16 protein-coding genes are annotated in these 17,683 nt (G+C 43.3%); 10 read left to right on the top strand and 6 right to left on the bottom strand.

Features of this window, described 5'->3' with window-relative positions; all coding sequences use genetic code 11:
- Nucleotides 1-4: 4 nt before the first annotated feature.
- The 4 genes from SNE25_RS28105 to SNE25_RS28090 all read right to left on the bottom strand — a co-directional run bounded on the left by SNE25_RS28105 (nucleotide 5) and on the right by SNE25_RS28090 (nucleotide 8,045).
- Nucleotides 5-1,423 carry a nicotinate phosphoribosyltransferase gene (locus SNE25_RS28105; protein WP_321562339.1) on the bottom strand — a complete coding sequence of 473 codons (1,419 nt, stop codon included), beginning with the start codon at nucleotides 1,421-1,423 and terminating at the stop codon, nucleotides 5-7.
- 173 nt (nucleotides 1,424-1,596) lie between these two features.
- Nucleotides 1,597-3,036 carry a purple acid phosphatase family protein gene (locus SNE25_RS28100; protein ID WP_321562338.1) on the bottom strand — a complete coding sequence of 480 codons (1,440 nt, stop codon included), beginning with the start codon at nucleotides 3,034-3,036 and terminating at the stop codon, nucleotides 1,597-1,599.
- Nucleotides 3,037-3,057: 21 nt separating this feature from the next.
- Complete coding sequence (locus SNE25_RS28095) at nucleotides 3,058-4,905, bottom strand: cytochrome-c peroxidase (RefSeq protein WP_321562337.1); 1,848 nt, start codon at nucleotides 4,903-4,905, stop codon at nucleotides 3,058-3,060.
- A gap of 47 nt (nucleotides 4,906-4,952) precedes the next feature.
- Nucleotides 4,953-8,045: a TonB-dependent receptor gene (locus tag SNE25_RS28090; RefSeq protein ID WP_321562336.1), complete on the bottom strand. Its 3,093-nt coding sequence runs from the start codon at nucleotides 8,043-8,045 to the stop codon at nucleotides 4,953-4,955.
- Here SNE25_RS28090 and SNE25_RS28085 point away from each other — a divergent pair.
- Complete coding sequence (locus tag SNE25_RS28085; protein WP_321562335.1) at nucleotides 8,044-8,226, top strand: hypothetical protein; 183 nt, start codon at nucleotides 8,044-8,046, stop codon at nucleotides 8,224-8,226. The two genes, SNE25_RS28090 and SNE25_RS28085, sit on opposite strands and share 2 nt — an antisense overlap.
- A gap of 100 nt (nucleotides 8,227-8,326) precedes the next feature.
- Here SNE25_RS28085 and SNE25_RS28080 read toward each other — a convergent pair whose 3' ends face one another.
- Entirely contained in the window at nucleotides 8,327-9,727 is a 1,401-nt protein-coding gene (locus SNE25_RS28080; protein WP_321562334.1) for a tetratricopeptide repeat protein, read from the bottom strand.
- A gap of 431 nt (nucleotides 9,728-10,158) precedes the next feature.
- On the opposite strand from SNE25_RS28080, the gene SNE25_RS28075 reads away from it, so the two are divergent.
- The 9 genes from SNE25_RS28075 (at nucleotide 10,159) to SNE25_RS28035 (ending at nucleotide 16,927) form a co-directional block, all read left to right on the top strand.
- The gene (locus SNE25_RS28075; protein ID WP_321562333.1) at nucleotides 10,159-10,710 is read left to right on the top strand and encodes a TetR/AcrR family transcriptional regulator; all 552 of its coding nucleotides are present in this window, start codon (nucleotides 10,159-10,161) and stop codon (nucleotides 10,708-10,710) included.
- 118 nt (nucleotides 10,711-10,828) lie between these two features.
- Nucleotides 10,829-11,368, top strand: coding sequence for a TetR/AcrR family transcriptional regulator (locus tag SNE25_RS28070; RefSeq protein WP_321562332.1), 540 nt, complete (start codon nucleotides 10,829-10,831; stop codon nucleotides 11,366-11,368).
- 79 nt (nucleotides 11,369-11,447) lie between these two features.
- Complete coding sequence (locus SNE25_RS28065; protein ID WP_321562331.1) at nucleotides 11,448-12,308, top strand: alpha/beta fold hydrolase; 861 nt, start codon at nucleotides 11,448-11,450, stop codon at nucleotides 12,306-12,308.
- An 84-nt stretch (nucleotides 12,309-12,392) separates the two neighbouring features.
- The gene (locus SNE25_RS28060; protein ID WP_321562330.1) at nucleotides 12,393-13,262 is read left to right on the top strand and encodes an alpha/beta fold hydrolase; all 870 of its coding nucleotides are present in this window, start codon (nucleotides 12,393-12,395) and stop codon (nucleotides 13,260-13,262) included.
- A gap of 74 nt (nucleotides 13,263-13,336) precedes the next feature.
- A complete protein-coding gene (locus SNE25_RS28055; RefSeq protein WP_321562329.1) occupies nucleotides 13,337-13,990 on the top strand; it encodes a TMEM175 family protein in 654 nt (217 codons plus the stop codon).
- Between the two features lie 34 nt (nucleotides 13,991-14,024).
- The gene (locus tag SNE25_RS28050; RefSeq protein WP_321562328.1) at nucleotides 14,025-14,795 is read left to right on the top strand and encodes an SDR family oxidoreductase; all 771 of its coding nucleotides are present in this window, start codon (nucleotides 14,025-14,027) and stop codon (nucleotides 14,793-14,795) included.
- 21 nt (nucleotides 14,796-14,816) lie between these two features.
- On the top strand, nucleotides 14,817-15,668 hold the full coding sequence (locus tag SNE25_RS28045; protein ID WP_321562327.1) for an AraC family transcriptional regulator: 852 nt from the start codon (nucleotides 14,817-14,819) through the stop codon (nucleotides 15,666-15,668).
- A gap of 127 nt (nucleotides 15,669-15,795) precedes the next feature.
- The gene (locus tag SNE25_RS28040; RefSeq protein WP_321562326.1) at nucleotides 15,796-16,341 is read left to right on the top strand and encodes a DUF417 family protein; all 546 of its coding nucleotides are present in this window, start codon (nucleotides 15,796-15,798) and stop codon (nucleotides 16,339-16,341) included.
- 52 nt (nucleotides 16,342-16,393) lie between these two features.
- Nucleotides 16,394-16,927: a carboxymuconolactone decarboxylase family protein gene (locus SNE25_RS28035; RefSeq protein WP_321562325.1), complete on the top strand. Its 534-nt coding sequence runs from the start codon at nucleotides 16,394-16,396 to the stop codon at nucleotides 16,925-16,927.
- Between the two features lie 186 nt (nucleotides 16,928-17,113).
- Here SNE25_RS28035 and SNE25_RS28030 read toward each other — a convergent pair whose 3' ends face one another.
- Nucleotides 17,114-17,677 (bottom strand): dihydrofolate reductase family protein, encoded by a 564-nt coding sequence (locus SNE25_RS28030; RefSeq protein WP_321562324.1) that lies wholly within the window; start codon nucleotides 17,675-17,677, stop codon nucleotides 17,114-17,116.
- Nucleotides 17,678-17,683: the final 6 nt, after the last annotated feature.

The following is a 17,683-nucleotide window of genomic DNA, read 5'->3' as shown; positions in this document are numbered from 1 at the left end:
CAGTTTAGGCTTTATTTGCATTGGCTTTCACCTGTTCAAAGGTGATAGTATTAACCAGTTCGCCATTTTCAAATACAGTGTGCAGTTCATCAGCTAATTCTAAATGCTCATGCTGATTCATAGTTTTAAAGATGCCATTTATTTTAGCCAGCTTTAAACGGCCAGCTTTACTCTTTTTAAAGCTCGGGGTAATATTACCGTGTGCGTCCATTTCAGTGGGACTTTTTTCTACTTCTACTTCCTGTCCGTTGATAATTGCACTGCTGCATTTTAAGGCGAACCGCTCGGTGTCACGATCAATTTTTTGCAACAAGGCTCCGCCCATGCCAAATGCCAGGTTTTCGACACTAATACCGTTTGTTTTTAAGGCATTGTAAATATTAATGATCTCATTATAGTTTACACCATCGCCCTGTATTACCCTTATTTGCGGTGGCAGTACTTTGTAGCCCTTGGTATTGGTGGTAAAACCAAAGGTTTCAAACAATATTTCGAATATCTTAAGCAGCGTCATGATTGGGTCGCCGCTATCCGGGCGAATAACCAGGGTGCCATCGCGCTTCAGGATTTCATCTCGTAACTCGCCGCCCCAGTATTCTTTGCAAGCTTTAAAAATGTTAAAACTATCAGATACACAGGCTATGGTGCCGGTAGGGAAGCTGCGCAATACATGTTTGAAAATTTCCAGTTCACCTTCGCGGCCCAATAAAGTACAAATACTGTGTTCGGTCGCCGGGATGCTTAGGCCGTAAACCTTTTGAGCACCGTAATAGTTAATGGCCATACCGCTGCCGGCCAGGTTATCGCTGCCACTAAAATTGATTAAATGAGCCGCGCCGCCAATTTTAGCACTTTCCACACTGCTTACCCCACGGAATCCAAAATCATTCAGCACAAAATCAATCCCTGCTTCGGTGCCCTCGGTTGCAGTTTCACTATAAAATTGGCTTACTACTTTCCTGATCTGGTTACTTAATGTTGCTACCGTACATGGATACCAAACCTGCATGAGCAGGGTTTCTAAAAAGTTGGTGAGCCAGTAACATTCGGGGTCTGTGTTTTCGATGGTCATCAACACATTACCTGTTGGTATCGCGGTGCCTTCGGCAACGGCCTTGATTTTTACCGGCAGGCGGCCGTTATATTTATCTAAAATATATTGAAATTTAGATTTGTCAAACACATCATCGCGGCCAAACACTTGTTGCAGAAACTCGTCGGCCTCATCTAAATCCTGTTGCGTAAAAGAAGAGCCCTGCAGATATTCTTTCAGAAAATACTGCAGTCCAAAGAAGATAGTCTCATTAAACATGCCGCCCCGGCTTTCCAGGTAACTATATATTTGAGTAGTACCAGGGTAGTAAAATTTATGGTGGGCGTATTTGTAGGCGTCAGCCAATAAGATCAAATTCTCGCGTTTCATGGGCATCAACAGCTGCTTTAATATTTCGCATGGCTGGCATGTTGCAAAGTTATCAATCTGCACAAAGCAGACAAATGTTGATTATAATGCCTGATAATTTAAAGATGCTTACAATTTGTTCAGGTTTTCAATTATCAGTGCCTGAACAAACTCGCCAGGCACTGATGAAACTATTATTTAATGGTAAGTTGTTTATCCTTTTTCAATATGGTTTCATCCGCTTTATTCACGTCTTTCATCATCGTAAAATGATCACGAATTTGACCATCAGCACAAATCCATTTTAAATCCAGGCGATTGCCTTGCACTTCGAGCATCACCGCGCCGCCGATGTCACAATTGGAATAATACATGGCATTATGCGGCCAGGTTGGTTTATGCCCGCCCTGCGCGCCGGATGAGCCGCTTACCACGTAAACGGTACCATTGGTGTTGGTTTTGCTCTTTAAATAAGGTGCCGAGTCCTTGCTGCCATCATACAACGCAGTCGAAGTGCTCAGGTTGTATTTTGCCGGGTTAAAATCAGCTTCCATGCCATAATAACCTTTCATCAGTTTGGATCGCTCATAAACGTGACTATGACCACAAAGGATCAGGTCAACGCCATTATCTTCCAGGATTTTAATAAAGTGCTCCCTAATCTGAACGAGCAATTTCTCGGTATCTGAATTATGCGAGCCCATGGTGTAGGGCGGATGGTGCCAATAGGCAACTATCCATTTTTTATTGGTATTGGCTTTCAGATCTTTCGTTACCCACTCCGCCTGCTCGCCCATTTCATCATAAATGTGCTGCCCTTTGCTATCGGGTCCATAAGAGTCCAGCGCCAGGAAGTGCACATTGCCAATATCGTACGAATAATAAGACTTGGTGTTTGACGGTACACCGCCGGCTTCACCTTTAGTTGGCACCGAAAAGTTCTGGTAATAGGCGATCTTAAACTGATCAGTCACCGCAGCCGATTGCAGGTCATGGTAATCATGATTGCCGGGAACGGGGAATAAGGGATATTTTTTAAGCAGGTAATCTTCATAATTATTAAAGAATTTCGCCTGAAACTCTGCGTCTGTCCCGTCTGAGTAAGCATTATCACCCATTAATATCCAGGCATTCAGGTAATTGCTGCCCAGATATTTCACAATCTGGTCGCGCACGTTGCGCTGATTGATCGAGTTATTACCGCAATCACCAAAGCCGGCTATGCGTATCAGTTGTTCACTGCCTTTCTCGGGGAGCGTGTAGAAATAATTATTTTCGTCGCCCTGCAATACCTGACCGGTAAAGTCACCGATGGCATAATAGTATTTGGTAAAAGGCTGCAACCCGGATATTTTGACAATATGCTCTGAGGCTAAGGTTGAATCACTGGCTGCTTTATCCAGTTTTTCTGCTGTTAATCCATAGCGTACCTGGCTACGACTGTAGACATTGGTCCGCCAGCGTACGGTCATGCTGGTGGGCGTAGCTACCTGCAGATACGGGCCTCTTAAAAGTATGGGTTGTACACTACTTACTTTTTTTGGATTTTTTGGAGCGGCATCGTCGTTATCTTGAGCCAGTGTTAGTAAAGGCATTAGCAGAAAAAAAAGAAATACTAATTTTAGTGTTTTCATGTATTTGATTATGTGATTAAATTATGATGTTTTAGCTGTATTTGACGACCGGCGTTTAACAGGTTTATCGGTAAGTGAATTAATAAATGAAGTGATCTGGTCCATCTCCCGGTCAGATAATTTAAGGGGCTGAGCGGGCAAAGTTTGTTCTTCGGTTTGGAGGCCAATGCCGTTACCGCCACCTTTATTGTAAAAGTCCAGCACGCTTTTGAGAGTCTTGAAGGTCCCATTATGCATATAAGGCGCGGTCATCTGAGCATTCCTTACGGTAGGTGTTTTAAAGGCCTGGCGATAATAACGGATGGCATACAGGTCATAGCGCCCCGGGTCGCTGTCTGCGGCCGGCTTGATCAGCTGATCTGTTTTTGGTGTGCCCAATATTTCGGTTTCAGAAACATCGTACAAGGGCGGTACGAGTGAATTAAAATAAGGTACGAAATGGCAGGTTCCGCATTGCGCCTTGCCCATAAACAGGTTAAAGCCCTTGATCTGTGCTGGCGACATGGCTTTTCTTTCTCCGGCCAGATACCGATCAAAGGGCGAGTTCAGTGGTGCAAAGGTGCCAACATAAGCGGATATGGCGCGGGCGAGCAAACCGGTTTTGTCCTGTGCGACCAGATCTGCCTGCGCTAATTTTTTGAGCTCGGCACTGTAACCTGGGTTTTGCCAAACGTGCTTTTGCAATGCAGCCGGGCTGCTGCCCATTTCCAGCGGATTAAATAACACCGTTTTGATCTGCGTGACCATATCCGGCGCACGACCGTCCCAAAACTGCATGTGCTGAAAACCGGCATACAGCAAGGTCGGTGTGTTGCGTTTCAAGATCGAATCCCGCATCATGGCTGGACTCCGGAACTTTCCGTCGGTGAAATATTGTTCCGGACGGTGGCAGGTACTGCAACTTACTTGCTGGTTACCCGATAGGGAGCGGTCAAAAAATAGGCGCTTACCTAAAGCGGCCAGGTCTTTCCGCTGAACGGGCGGAATGGAATCCCACCGGTTCAAAAAGCCCGGACGAAACATATTGCCGGCCCCATAGTTCAGATAAGCTGTGGTATTCAGCTCCAGATGCAGGCTTTGGATCAAAGCGCCTAATTGTTGCTGCAAAGGCAGGTTGAAACGGGTCAGATAAGCCATCCGGTCAAACGCATCAAAGTTCTGATGGGCCGACAAGTAAACAATGGAATTGTTCAATGTCTGCGCCAGGAGATGCCCTGCCTGATTGCCCGAAAGGCAGTAAGGCTGCAGGGTAACTTGCAGGGCGCGACTGGCCTGGAGGGCTTCTGTAATGCCCGATTTTAACGAAGGTGCATCATAGCCGCTGATATAAAGAGCCGCCATTCGGATCAATTCCAACCGCAGGCTCTCCAAAATCTGCCGGTCATCCGCCTTAAACTGATACAATAGCGATGGAAGATCCTTTGCGGAGGTATATAGTGCATCAGTCTGCGCCAGCAATTCCGGTTTATGAGCAACGACATCAGCATCGAACAATAATGCTTCTATTTGCTGCAGGCCCATAGGTTCTTCGAGTTCTAATTCTGGTTCTTCTACCTCATACTTGGGTGGCGCATTATACAATTTGGTTTCACTTGGAAAAAAGTATGAGGTAAAAAAGGCGATGTTTTTATAACTAAGCCTGCAATTTAGCAAGCATTTCCTTGCTTGCGTAATACTAAGCTTATCCTTATCGATTGCTTTTATGGCGGCGTTAAGTTCCGTAACCGATGTAGTAAATGACAATGCATTCTTTCTGAAAGTTTCGATGGTAGCAGTGGCTCCTACATCCTCTTTATAGGATGCAGTTGCAGATATCAGCATGGCTAACAGGCTAAATACACCTAAAAATATGACCGTTTTTTTTCTCATTTAAAAAGGCCCCCGGGTTGTACGAAACCCGGAGCGGGATTAGTTACCTAATATACATTGAATTTGACACCCAGAGTAGCGGTGGCACCGGTGTATAAAGCCGAATAAGTGTACTGCGCCTGATACTGATACTTGCGTTGCGCCTGGTTGAGCAGGTTATTGCCCGATGCATAAATTACTATTTTGGGTGTAAGGAAAAAGTTAATATTGGCGTCAAGATAGTTAACCTGGTCGTAATACACATCGTTCTGAAAAATATCTCCCAGAACTGTTACAAAGGCAGAGGTGTGGTTATAAGACACTCGAGCGTTAAACCGTTTAACCTCATATGCCAGAGAAAGATTCAGGATGTCTTTTGCCGTTCCGGGCAGCTTGGGCTCACCCGCTTTCACAAAGATGAAATTATGTGTATAGTTACTGTAAATACTGAAATTGCTCAGCGGTTTTGGCAAAAAAGTCAGGTTGCGTTGAAAAGCCAGTTCTACACCAAGCAAATTGGCAACACCCCCATTGCCTGGTCTTGTACGTTCCAGCACACCGTTCTCATCGGCAAGTTTGTTATAATTATCCTGGTAATCGGCAATAGAAGCCGGATCAGCTCCTTCATCCAGCAGCGACTGTGGACTTTGAACAGAACCTTTGATATCATTAAAACGAACTTCATCTCTTAGGTCAATCCGGTACTTGCGAATGTTTTTATAATAAACGCCAGCAGAGATCAATCCTGCATTACCAGTGTAAAACTCGCCCATCAGATCCAGATTAGTAGAGGTAGTGGGTTTGATGTCTGCATTTCCCTCGCTCACTTCCTGATCCTCAATATTAACGCTGCGGTACGGGGAAATGTCCTTGTAATTAGGTCGGGAGATGGTGCTTGTATAAGCAAAGCGAAATACCTTATCCTTCGTTGGTGTATATTTCAGCAAAACTGCGGGCATAAAGTTGACGAACGAGCGGTCAATCTCTACCGGTGTCGGCACGGAGTTCAAGTCTTCATTGTAATTGTAACCTCCGTAGTGAACCGAACTTCTTTCCAAACGGCCGCCGGCAATCAGCGATAGCTTATCGCCGAAGTTCTGCGTGCTCATCAGGTAAGCGGCGGCTACACCTTCATTACCATTATAGTTGTTTGCCAGGGCATCCTGTTTCACTTCATTGACGATATAGTCGCCGGTATTTCCGAAATAACTGGCATTTTGATGTGATACCCAGGCAGAGCTGGCCGCGCTGCCAACATTATATTCCGCGTTCCGCACATGCAGCGCGTCGCTCATATTATAAAGGTTATTGCCAAAGCCTGTCCAAAAAGGATTCCAACCAATATAATCCCTCAGGTTGACTGTTTGACCAGCGGCAACTTTGGCATCATACTCGGCCTTTAGAGCCGGATCTATACTAGGCAGCCAGGTCACTTTAGCCAGCGTTTCGCTCAATTTATCCATATCACGATATTTAGCGCCAAATTTTAACGAATTGGCAAATTTGCCGGTAGCAATAGGCACGGTCAGGTCCAGTTGGGCCAGGTATTGCTTGGTGGTGGCACGGGCATCTGTGCCCGTAAAGTTGTCCATATACCAGGTGTCTACCGAATCTGCGTGAGCAGATGTACGCCCTTTCAGGTTACCCAGGATATTGTTGATCTCGAAACCGTTATTGGCTTTGATGAACCTGGGGGCGGTATAATCCATCTGCACTGATTTTTCGTTTTCGCTTTCCAGTTCCAATTCGCGGCGGTTAGGTGTGTTTTGGACATTTCGCAGATAAGATCCTTTCCAGTTGATCTTTACTTTACCAAGAATGTGTTCTCCCTCTAAACCAAAATTCACGATTTTCTGCTCTACGTAGGCCGCGTCGCGATCGTTCAGACCCCCCTCAATGTGTCTCTCCAGTTCGGGCTGAAATACCGGGTGAAGCGGATCATTGGTTGTATTTAAATAGGATTGCCCCTTCACATCATCCACGTAGTCGTTATTTTTATCCGTGATCTTGGTTTTAACGCCCTCCCAGCCAGATGCCCGCTGCCAGTTTTTCGGGTACTTAGCGCCGATATCATCCACTTTCAGCGTGGATATCTGCCGCCAGTCCTGGTAATTGTTATAGATTCCGGTAAACACCAGCGTATTTTTAGGGTTGATTTTCAGGTCAAGGCCAACTGTATAGCTTTGCCGGATACGCTCCAGCTTATTCTGCACCATATTCAGGTATTTTGGCATGAAATAGGTTTGCTGGTTCACCCATTTGGTATCTTCCCACTCGCTTTCGTGCGAGGAAGATCCCAGAAACTGCCTATAATAAGAGGCCGAAGCCATAACACCCAGTTTTTTACCTTTCAAATAACGGGCGCCAAATACAAAGTTGCCATTGTAGGTAGGTTTATTGACAATCTCGCTGTATCCGGAACCGAGCGTGAATGAAAGCAGCCTGGTATAAGGCGCCTTGCGGGTGATCAGGTTAACCACACCACCGATAGCATCGCCGTCCATGTCTGGCGTAATTGATTTGGAGACTTCCACGGTCTGCACCATATCAGCCGGGATGGCACTGATGCTCACAGAGCGGTCGTCACCGGTACCGGGGATACTGGTGCCATTGATGTTGATGGTACTTTTTGACGGATCGGTGCCGCGAATACTAACTAAAGATGCCTCGCCCTCATCGAGCTGAACATAGATACCCGGTATCCTTTTGAGCGCGTCGCCGATGTTGGCGTCGGGAAAACGACCAATCTGGTCTGCCGAGATCACATTAACGATCCTGTCGGAGTTTTTTTGTTGGTTAAGTGCTTTTAACGTTGAGCTCATCTGGCCTGAAACTACAACCTCTGAGAGGTTGCCATTCGATGCCAGTTTTAGTTTGAAATCCACGGTGACAGGCTTATGGGCAATGGTCACCGACTGGCTCAGGATTTGATAACCAATGTAGGTAACTACTACATTATACGTTCCGGCTGGTACGCTCAGTAATTTATAACTGCCGGTTTCATCGGTTACTGTACCCTTGTTCAAATTAGCAATTTTTACGGTAGCACCGGGTAAGGTAAGGCCACCTTCGTCAATCACCCGGCCTGTAATGAGGCTTTGTGCGGAAAGCGCCGATGGCAATAATAAAAATAATATTAGGATTAGTAAATGGTGTTTCATGTTTGATACTGGATTTGATAGTGATGTTGCGATACAGGTTAGAATTCAAAGCGCTTTGTTAAGTTTTCCGGATAACGGCCCAAAGGTTGACAGGAAAATCCTGTTGTCAAAACAGTGGGTGTTACGAAACAGCTACCGTGACAGGAACAACTGTTACCAAATAGCTACAATTGGCTTTTAAAATCCATAAACAACTGTTTATTAAATACTTGTCATGAAATATTTAGCCATTAAATTTAAGTTAAGCAGCTATTATTAAATTGAGGAGCGTCAATAACGACTCAAAACTGCTGGATAAAACTATGCAGTTGTTCGCCTTCGGGTATTTGTAATTTCTGACGCAGCCGGTATTTGGATGTCCGCAAGCTATCCTGTGAGATGCCGATCATGGTAGCAATATCAGCAGAGTCAAGATTCATCTTGAGCAGGGCTAGCAAACGCAAGTCGGCCGGTGTTAGGTTTTCCGCATGCTTTTTAAGGTTTGTAAAAAACGAGGTGTGTACATTTTCAAAAACAACCCTGAAGTCATTCCAGTTTTTATCCTGGTTGTGGTTAACGTTGATTTGCGTTACTACTTGCTTCAGCTCTTTTCGCTGATCCCGTTTATCGTTCCTGATAATGGCCGTGAGGTTACGCTTAAGTTCTTCCAGCAATTGGTTTTTCTGGATGATATGCAGCGTATGGCTGGTCAGTTCTTTACTCTTTACATTCAGTTCTTCATTCAGCTTTTCTTCCTGTAACTGCCTGTTTTTTAGCTCGACTTCCATATAATTTCTTTGCGTTTCGAAAATCGTCTTATCGTTCCGGGCTTTCAACCGCTGGCGGCTGTTGATAGTATATCCAAGCATGATCAGTAACAGGAGAATTACTACAATTGCACCTGTTGTGATCAGCGTAAGCTGCTTGTCCAGTTTTAAGCGATTGATCTCGCTGTCTTTACGTTCCACTTCATAAAGCGTGTGCAACAAGTTGATTTGCCGCCCGCTTTCTTCCTGAAAGACCTGGTGATAAAGCTCATTGGCGGCCTGGCTGTAAAAGTAAGCGCTGTCCGTATTGCCCATCAGTTTGTAAGTTTCTGCCAGGTCATCGCTGGTACTGAATTGCTGCCGCTTGTTCTTTGAGCGAACGGCCATTTGTTTGGCCTGCATAGTTGTAGCTAAGGCTTCTTTTAATTTTCCGGTTTTTCGATAGGTGTCTCCAATATTGTTTAATATGCCTACCTCAGCAGAGATATTTCCGGTCATTTTATTGAGTATCAATGCACTGTTCAGATAATGAAAAGCTTTGTAATACAAGCGTTTATGTTCATAGGCAGCACCCATATTAGCATAAACCGCGGCGATCCCATTACTATCGGCAATTTTTTGGTAGGTATTAAGGGCCCGCTGCTGGTAAAGCAGGGCGGTATCATAAGCATGTCGTTTTTCATAGAACTGACCGACCAGATGATAAGTTTGTGCGATACCGCTCGTGTTATTTAACTCCTTAAAAATATGCAAAGCCTCATCAAAAACAGGCAGGGGCGGTTCCTTTAGACGGACAGAATTATAAGTTTGGCCGATATTGTTGAGATTTTGGGCAAGAAATAATCGATCGTTTAATTTCCTGAATAGCTTATCGGCTTTATAATAAAAATTTAAGGCTTGAGGATAGGCGCCTTGCGCGTATAAGATTTTGCCCATTTGCTGATAGCTTATGGCCAGTGCGTGGTTATCTCCTGTTAAAGCATATTTCTTGCTCAGTTCCTGGATAGAAAAGAGTGCAGAATCTGGATTTTTTAAAATTAAGTTATCTGGCTTATTCAGTAATTGTCCATGCTGAAACTGTTTGCAAAAGCAAGTGAAAAAAGCACAAATAAAAAGAAATATGAAGCAAATACGTCTTAAAAGAGAAATACAATAAAACCGGATACCTGAGTTTCTCAAACAATTTTTTTAGCGAAATAACAATTAGTAGTAAACTTAAATCAATATTAATTTTTCACAATAAATTATACGTTATAAAATTGTTAAGACGTCAATTGTGATGGAAACGGATAAGTATTAAAATACCTTCAAATTAAAAATTAAAACAGACAGGTCTGTTTGATTTGTTTTTATTATTATCTTTGTATATGCGTAAAGAGAGAAAGAATGCAGTCAGGCAGGCTATTGTCGATACTGCGTCCCGGTTGTTTTACAAGCAAGGGTATGGTAATACCGGAATTAATCAGATCATCGAAGAATCCGGGGTAGTTAAGTCTTCATTATATACAAGCTTTCGCTCAAAGGAAGATATACTGATGGCTTATCTGGAAAGTTCGGGAGCCGCCACGGATGAAGCCTTGAAAAACGCTGCCTACAAATTTACAGACCCTAAAGAAAGAGTGTTAGGAGTGTTTGATTATCTGGTTGAACTGGTACAGGAAAAAGAGTATTATGGATGTAATTTCCTTAATATTATCTCAGAAATACCTAAAGAAGATGAGCGTGTAATAGCGCAGATCAAAAAACAAAAAAATGGTGTACGCCGGCTATTTTCCGAAATCCTGGAACCAATTGGAAAAGCAGATATGGCGGACCAAATTTATACCTTGTTTGATGGTGCTCTGATCGCAAATAAGGTGCATAACGAAGTATGGCCCGTAAATAGTGCCCGGAAAATTGCCGAAAAACTTCTTGGATAAAAAATAATCTAACTGACAATCAATAGCTTATTCAATAAAATGATAAAAAAGATAATAAGCTTTAAAATAAATAAAAACAGACTTGTCTGTTTTTATTTATTTTATTTAACTTTGACTCATGAGAACAAAACCAGTAAGAGAATCTATTATGCGAACAGCGGCGCGGTTATTTTATCAAAATGGTTACAGTAATACGGGAATTAACCAGATCGTTGAAGAAGCTGGAGTTGCAAAATCGTCCCTTTACCATAACTTTCGTTCAAAAGAGGATCTGCTCATAGCGTACCTGGAAGAGACTGGTACAGAAACGCTTGGCTTATTGAAACAGGCAGCTGACGGCTATCACACACCGAAGGATAAAATACTCGCCGTATTTGACTATCTGAAAACTATAATGCTCAATAATGATTTTTACGGGTGCCATTTTTTGAATATGGTTTATGAAATGCCCCAGAGTGCGATACGTGTCCGGGAGCAGGTTGAAAAACAGAAGGATAGTGTGCGTGAGTTATTCTGGGAAATATTAAAGCCAATAGATAAAGAGCTTCTTGCGGATGAGATTTATATCTTATTTGAAGGAGCGCTGATTAGTAATAAGGTACATGACGATCCGTGGCCAGTGATATCAGCACGCAAAGTTGCAGAAAAAATAATTTAACTTTTTTTATCCTTTATAAAACAGACTTGTCTGTTTTAATATAAAAAATGCTTTGAGGTAATAATAATATAAACAAACAATGAATAAACAAGGTATCTTTTATAAGACTGTAAATGTTGATGGGATCAACATTTTCTACAGAGAAGCTGGTGATAAAACCAAGCCGCAGATCGTTTTACTAAACGGTGTCCCTAACGCATCCGGTGCGTTCCAGGAATTGATCCACGATCTGAAAGACAAATTTTATTTGGTAGCGCCGGATTTCCCGGGTTTTGGTAACAGCGATATACCCGACCAAAATACTTTTGAATACACTTTCCATAATATCTCGGTAATTATTGAAAAATTTATCGATAAACTTGGCCTTACCTACCCAAGTGTTTATGCATTAGGTTATGGTGGCCCCATAACGTTCCGGATCGCATTAAGAAGGCCTACATTATTTAATAACTATATTCTTCAAAACTCTAATGCCTATGAAGAAGGATTAGGCCCGGCAATGATTGCTGCTGCGCCCTACCTGGAAAGCCGGAATGAAGAAACCGAGAAACTGGTAAAGCCGCTGTTAGCATTGGATGGCATTAAACAATTCTTCCTGAATGGCGCCAAAGATGTGACCCGGATCAACCCGGACGGTTACCTGAACTCCCTGTATTATTTAAGCCGCCCCGGTCAGCAGGAGATTCAGTTGGATCTGCTTTATGATTATCGTACCAACATCGCGGAGTACCCGAACTGGCAACGTTTCCTGAAAGAAGCACAGCCACGGATACTTTTAGTATGGGGAAAGAATGATGTGTTTTTCCCGCTATCGGCCGCTGAGGCAATTAAACGTAATGTACCAAGCGCGGAGCTACATGTTTACGACACCAGCCACCTGGCGCTGGGGGAATATCATGATGATATCGCCCAAAGAATAAAAACATTTCTGATGCTGTAAGGCAATCGTCACTTTTTCGACTAATAATAAGCCCGTTCGGTTTATATAGAAATAACATAAAAATCAATACAAATAATCAATATCATGAAAACACCAATCGTTAAATATCTGAAAACAAAGGTCGATGACCTGAACGTATTTTATCGTGAAGCAGGGCCCAAGGATGCACCTGTAGTACTTTTATTACATGGTTATCCAACGTCATCGCACATGTACCGGAACCTGATCCCGATATTGGGCGAAAAATACCATGTGATCGCGCCGGATCTGATCGGCTTCGGATATTCTGACGCGCCACATTACAAATCTTTCCATTACACCTTTGATAACCTCACCAAATATGTTCAGGGCTTTGTAGATCAATTGGGCTTAAAACGTTTTGCCATCCAGGTATTTGATTACGGCGCGCCGGTGGGCTACAGGCTGGCGGTAGCCAACCCAGAAAAAATTACCGGTATCATTTCACAAAACGGCAATGCCTATGAAGAAGGTCTAAGCGATGGCTGGAACCCGATCCAGAAGTATTGGGCAGATCCAAGCGAAGAAAATCGCAATAATTTAAGGTCAATGTCAACCGCCGCTACTACCCAATGGCAATACTTTACCGGCGTAAGCGATAAAAGCCTGGTGGCACCCGAGTCGTATTCATTAGACCAGTTTTTTCTTGATCGTGAAGAAAACGAAGAATCACAGCTTGACCTGTTTAAAGATTATGCCAGCAACGTGGCGATGTACCCAGCATTTCACCAATATTTCAGAGAAAGCCAGGTGCCTTTTTTAGCTGTCTGGGGCGATAAGGATCCTTTTTTCCTGCCGCCAGGTGCCGAAGCCTTTAAACGCGATCTTCCAAATGCCATTGTGAAGTTTTTTGATACAGGACACTTCGCGTTGGAAACCCATGTCAATGAGATCGGCGAGGAGATACTTAAGTTCCTGGAAACACTGCCTGAATAAGCCAGCATTTAGATTCCTACGAATAAGGCAGTTGTTCATATCAGCTGCTTATATTAAGAAAAGGAGATTATGATATGTTACGCGAAAACAAAAAAATGAAACCAATGATGATGAACGGCGCGTCGCCAGACCGCGTGTACGCATTCTCTGATGGGGTGTTTGCAATCATCATTACTATCATGGTATTGGAGTTAAAAAAACCAGAAGGCGTTACTTTTCATGCCTTGTTTCGGCTGTGGCCCACCTGGATCAGCTATGGAGCAAGCTACTTATTTATTGCTATTGTATGGGTGAACCATCATTATTTATTGAAGTACGCCTCGGAGGCAACACCTCGTCTGATATGGGCCAACTTCGGGCACTTGTTCTCTGTGTCCCTGATTCCCTTTCTAACCGATTGGATGGCCGAAAGCGAATTAGCACCGGTACCGGTGGCCATGTATGCGTTTGTATTTTTCCTGGTGAACGCCACCTACCTGGTGTTGGTTTGGGAAACGCTTTGTAACGAAGAAAATCCAGCCGTTCCGGATAGGGTAATGAGGCTATTTAATGTGCGGTCATTTCTTACGTTATCAGCGTTTTTAGCCGCCATGATATTGGCTTTCTGGTTTCCGCTCCTGGGGTTTGCGGTGGTTTGCTGTTGCCTACTGCTTTATCTGAGACCAGAAATAAAAGTATCCGGTACCAAAAGTTCAGAACCCCGGATAATGAAAAACAGAGAAATGTGATGATCAATAAAATATAATTAAAACCAAATCAATTATGAAAAACAGAATTGCGATTGTGACTGGTGCCAGTGCCGGTATCGGGGCAGCTACTGCTGTGAGATTAGCGAAAGATTTTGCGGGTTTAGTGCTCATAGCCCGCCGGGAGGAAGAACTGAAAATAACGGCTGAGGCTGTAAAAGCCGCTGGCGCAGAGCCACTGATTATTCAGGCTGATCTGCGGCGGGCCGCAGCAGCAGAGCAAGTGGTTGATAAAACGATCGAAAGGTTCAGACAGATTGATGCCGTTATCAATATTGCCGGTGCTGTCCCTCAGATACATCTGTTTGAAATGACCGATGAACAATGGAATGACGGTGCGGAAATGAAACTGCATGGCGCCCGCCGGCTAACCATTAAAGCGTGGCCATATCTGAAAGCTTCAAAAGGATCTGTTGTACTGACCTCCGGTAATTCCGCGGAAGCCCCAAAGCCCGGTTTTGCCGCAGTGGCAACCATTAACGCTGCAATTGTGGCGCTGGCTAAAGCATTTGCAGAACAGGGAATCATTGACGGGGTGCAGGTAAATAGCATACTTCCCGGCCCTGTAATGAGCAACCGGCGCATCAGTTTTCTTAAAAAATGGTCTGAGGCTAACCAGATCAGCCTCGATGAGGCGAAAGCCAAATTCCTCGTAGAGGCCCATATTGAACGTTATGGTGAGCCGGAAGAAATTGCGGAGCTGGTAGCGTTCCTCATATCACCAGCCGCCAAATGGATGACCGGTACGGCGGTAAGAATGGATGGCGGCGAAGTGAAGGGCATATAATCCGATAAAAAATGACCATCAATGATACGACAGTTTAATCACCGCCAGAGCAACGCCCAGTTTAGGCTGGTTTATAACGAAAATAATTTTGACCGCATTTTTTATGGTAAAGACCGGGAAGACAAATTGCTTACCATTGCCTGGAATAGGGGCGAAGCACAACAGGTAAATATCGATAGTGTGCTTTATAACTTTCCAGCCAACACTGTCCTCTGCCTGATGGCCAGTGAAACTTTCCATTTTGAAAACCCTTCGGCTATTGTGGCCTGGCAATTCGATAGGGAATTTTACTGTATTGTTGACCATGATAAGGAAGTGAGCTGTGCCGGTTTCCTGTTCTTCGGATCATCAGAAAAAATGCTCGTTAGCCTGGCTGAACGTAACCAAAAACAGATCGAACTGTTATTAGAGATTTTTCGGGACGAGTTTGAAACAGCAGACTTTATACAGGGAGAGATGATGCTGGTACTCCTGAAGCGCCTGATCATCATTGTAACCCGGCTGGCCAGGGAGCAGTATATTGCAGAAAAGGAACTAACCGGCGATAAACTGGATCTGGTAAGGAAATATAGTGTGCTTGTTGAAAATCATTTCAGGAAACAGCACCAGGTGAAATTTTATGCTGAGAAACTTTATAAATCGCCAAAGACGCTTTCTAATGTTTTTGCCCTGTATAATCATAAAAGCCCGGTACAGGTGATACAGGAAAGGATATTGACGGAGGCAAAAAGATTGCTGCTGTACACGGAAAAAACGTCGAAAGAAATTGCGTACGAACTGGGTTTTGAAGATGCCGGCCATTTCAGCAAGTTTTTTAAGAAGCATTCCGGTTTTGTACCAACCGATTATAAGAGGTACATACCGCTTAATTGATCGCATTAGAAAGCCACATAGGCCAGATCGGGAAATTGGAACCCTTATTCGGGAAATCCTGACCTTCTCCGGCAGTCGTTTTCGCCAGACCTTTGAGGTGTCAATTATTCAAAACAAAAACAAGAAAATGAAAACTTTATCAAACCCGACGCAAGAACATATTTCTTCGGCTAACCTTGCAAAAACAACCAAAAGTAGCTTAATTAACCTGGCTGAATGGATAACTAACCGTAATATTCCTTTCCTGATCACCAGTATCGGCATGATAGTGATGCTCCTTTGGGCCGGGTCTTATAAAATGACCAATCCGGGGGCGGAAGGAATTGTTCCGTTAGTTTCCAATAGCCCGCTGATCAGTTGGCATTTTAAATTATTCGGTACTTATGTTGGGTCTGATCTGATCGGTCTGACCGAAATTACTGCAGCCGTATTACTTATTGCCGGTTATTTTAAACCGAAAGCAGGTATTATAGGCGGATTCATAGCAATGCTTATGTTTTTCGTGACCAGTACAATGGTTATTACCACACCGGGCGCAATTACTCCGGTTAATGGAATTGGCTATATGAGTTTCCTCGGATTGTTTCTTTTCAAGGATATAATTTCTCTTGGTGTTGCCTTTTACCTGATCAGCTATTTTGGAAAAAAAAGCAATTCTGTCAGAGAATCATAACTAACAGTAAGTAAACCGATAAACAAGTAAATTCTTTTAAAAATATAACAACATGAAAACTTTTCAAATTCCAACCAGAGAACAAGTATCACCTGCAAACCAGGCCTTTTTTGATAACCTGACCAAAATGGCTGGTCATGTTCCAAATTTGTACGCCGTATTTGCCCATTCAGAAAACGCGTTAGGTAATTACCTTACCCTGGGTAGCGGCAAAACATCCCTGCGGGCTAAAGAACGCGAAGTGGTTAACCTGGTTGTGAGCCAGGTAAACAAATGTTTATACTGTTTGAGCGCCCATACTGCCATTGGAAAAAAACTGGGCTTTTCTGATGACCAGGTATTGGAGGTACGCAGGGCAGAAATCACCTTTGATCCTAAACTGGATACGTTGGCTAAACTGGTTAAAAGCATAGCAGAAAACCAGGGACATGCTGACCCGCAATTAGTAGAAAACTTTTATGCTGCAGGCTATAATGACGGTAACCTGATCGATGTGGTTATTGCAGTAGGCGATAAGATTATTACCAATTACGTATTTGCTTTAACCGTGGTGCCTATTGATTATCCAATTGCTCCGGAGTTATAATATTATTTTGATAGTAAAAAACGAGAATACCCCCTCGGATCGACTTTGTTATGCACCAACCGAAATCGTGGTTTTAAAAGCATAGTAGGTCTCAAAAAGATAAACATCAAAAAACCTCAATTTTACTGAAATCGAGGTTTTTGATGTTTGTGGTAGCTACGATACCAATATCGAGCCATCATTCTGTTATTTTTTTATTTCATAACATAATTCCACCATTCCGTTTTTATAGGCTGTTACACCTTTTAGGTGTAATGTTTGTTCTTGTCCTATCTGATCAAAAAAAGGTGTTCCATCACCTAAGATAACAGGTAGAATTGACTGTCTTATTTCGTCCGCCAAGTTTAACCGAATGAAATCTTTAGTAAGTTTAGCGCCACCCACAACCCAAACATTCTTGTAGTTTGGTTTTAGCCGTTCGTTCACCAATTTGTTCAGGTCGCCCGAATAAATCTCAATGTGCTGTCTGTCAATCGAAAGTTTTCTGTGAGTTACTACAATAACCGGCTTATCTCCGTAAGCCCATCCATAAGATTTTGAAAGTTCCAAAGCGAGCTCATATGTCCGGGAACCCATTACATAGCAGTCTATCGTTCTAAGAAATTCCTTTACTTCCTGCTCAGAAACATTAACTCCTTTCTCATAATTGTCAGATGTCTCAAACCACGAAACACTATTGTCTTTTTTGGCAATATAGCCGTCAAGACTTGAAACCATATGTATGGTTATTTTAAATGCATCTGTCGCCATTTATAC

This window comes from Mucilaginibacter sabulilitoris, assembly GCF_034262375.1.
Classification (GTDB): domain Bacteria; phylum Bacteroidota; class Bacteroidia; order Sphingobacteriales; family Sphingobacteriaceae; genus Mucilaginibacter; species Mucilaginibacter sabulilitoris.
Note: the sequence above shows the minus strand (reverse complement) of the source record. Positions and strands in the feature narration are given on the sequence as shown.

What these genes read in the sequence shown, in the direction of transcription:
- SNE25_RS28095 (WP_321562337.1), bottom strand. Translation starts at nt 4,905, where the DNA reads ATGAGAAAAAAAACGGTCATATTTTTAGGTGTATTTAGCCTGTTAGCC.
- SNE25_RS28040 (WP_321562326.1), top strand. Translation starts at nt 15,796, where the DNA reads ATGAAAACTTTATCAAACCCGACGCAAGAACATATTTCTTCGGCTAAC.
- SNE25_RS28075 (WP_321562333.1), top strand. Translation starts at nt 10,159, where the DNA reads ATGCGTAAAGAGAGAAAGAATGCAGTCAGGCAGGCTATTGTCGATACT.
- SNE25_RS28100 (WP_321562338.1), bottom strand. Translation starts at nt 3,036, where the DNA reads ATGAAAACACTAAAATTAGTATTTCTTTTTTTTCTGCTAATGCCTTTA.
- SNE25_RS28045 (WP_321562327.1), top strand. Translation starts at nt 14,817, where the DNA reads ATGATACGACAGTTTAATCACCGCCAGAGCAACGCCCAGTTTAGGCTG.
- SNE25_RS28085 (WP_321562335.1), top strand. Translation starts at nt 8,044, where the DNA reads ATGTTTGATACTGGATTTGATAGTGATGTTGCGATACAGGTTAGAATT.
- SNE25_RS28055 (WP_321562329.1), top strand. Translation starts at nt 13,337, where the DNA reads ATGTTACGCGAAAACAAAAAAATGAAACCAATGATGATGAACGGCGCG.
- SNE25_RS28060 (WP_321562330.1), top strand. Translation starts at nt 12,393, where the DNA reads ATGAAAACACCAATCGTTAAATATCTGAAAACAAAGGTCGATGACCTG.
- SNE25_RS28080 (WP_321562334.1), bottom strand. Translation starts at nt 9,727, where the DNA reads ATGGGCAAAATCTTATACGCGCAAGGCGCCTATCCTCAAGCCTTAAAT.
- SNE25_RS28105 (WP_321562339.1), bottom strand. Translation starts at nt 1,423, where the DNA reads ATGAAACGCGAGAATTTGATCTTATTGGCTGACGCCTACAAATACGCC.
- SNE25_RS28070 (WP_321562332.1), top strand. Translation starts at nt 10,829, where the DNA reads ATGAGAACAAAACCAGTAAGAGAATCTATTATGCGAACAGCGGCGCGG.
- SNE25_RS28050 (WP_321562328.1), top strand. Translation starts at nt 14,025, where the DNA reads ATGAAAAACAGAATTGCGATTGTGACTGGTGCCAGTGCCGGTATCGGG.
- SNE25_RS28090 (WP_321562336.1), bottom strand. Translation starts at nt 8,045, where the DNA reads ATGAAACACCATTTACTAATCCTAATATTATTTTTATTATTGCCATCG.
- SNE25_RS28065 (WP_321562331.1), top strand. Translation starts at nt 11,448, where the DNA reads ATGAATAAACAAGGTATCTTTTATAAGACTGTAAATGTTGATGGGATC.
- SNE25_RS28035 (WP_321562325.1), top strand. Translation starts at nt 16,394, where the DNA reads ATGAAAACTTTTCAAATTCCAACCAGAGAACAAGTATCACCTGCAAAC.
- SNE25_RS28030 (WP_321562324.1), bottom strand. Translation starts at nt 17,677, where the DNA reads ATGGCGACAGATGCATTTAAAATAACCATACATATGGTTTCAAGTCTT.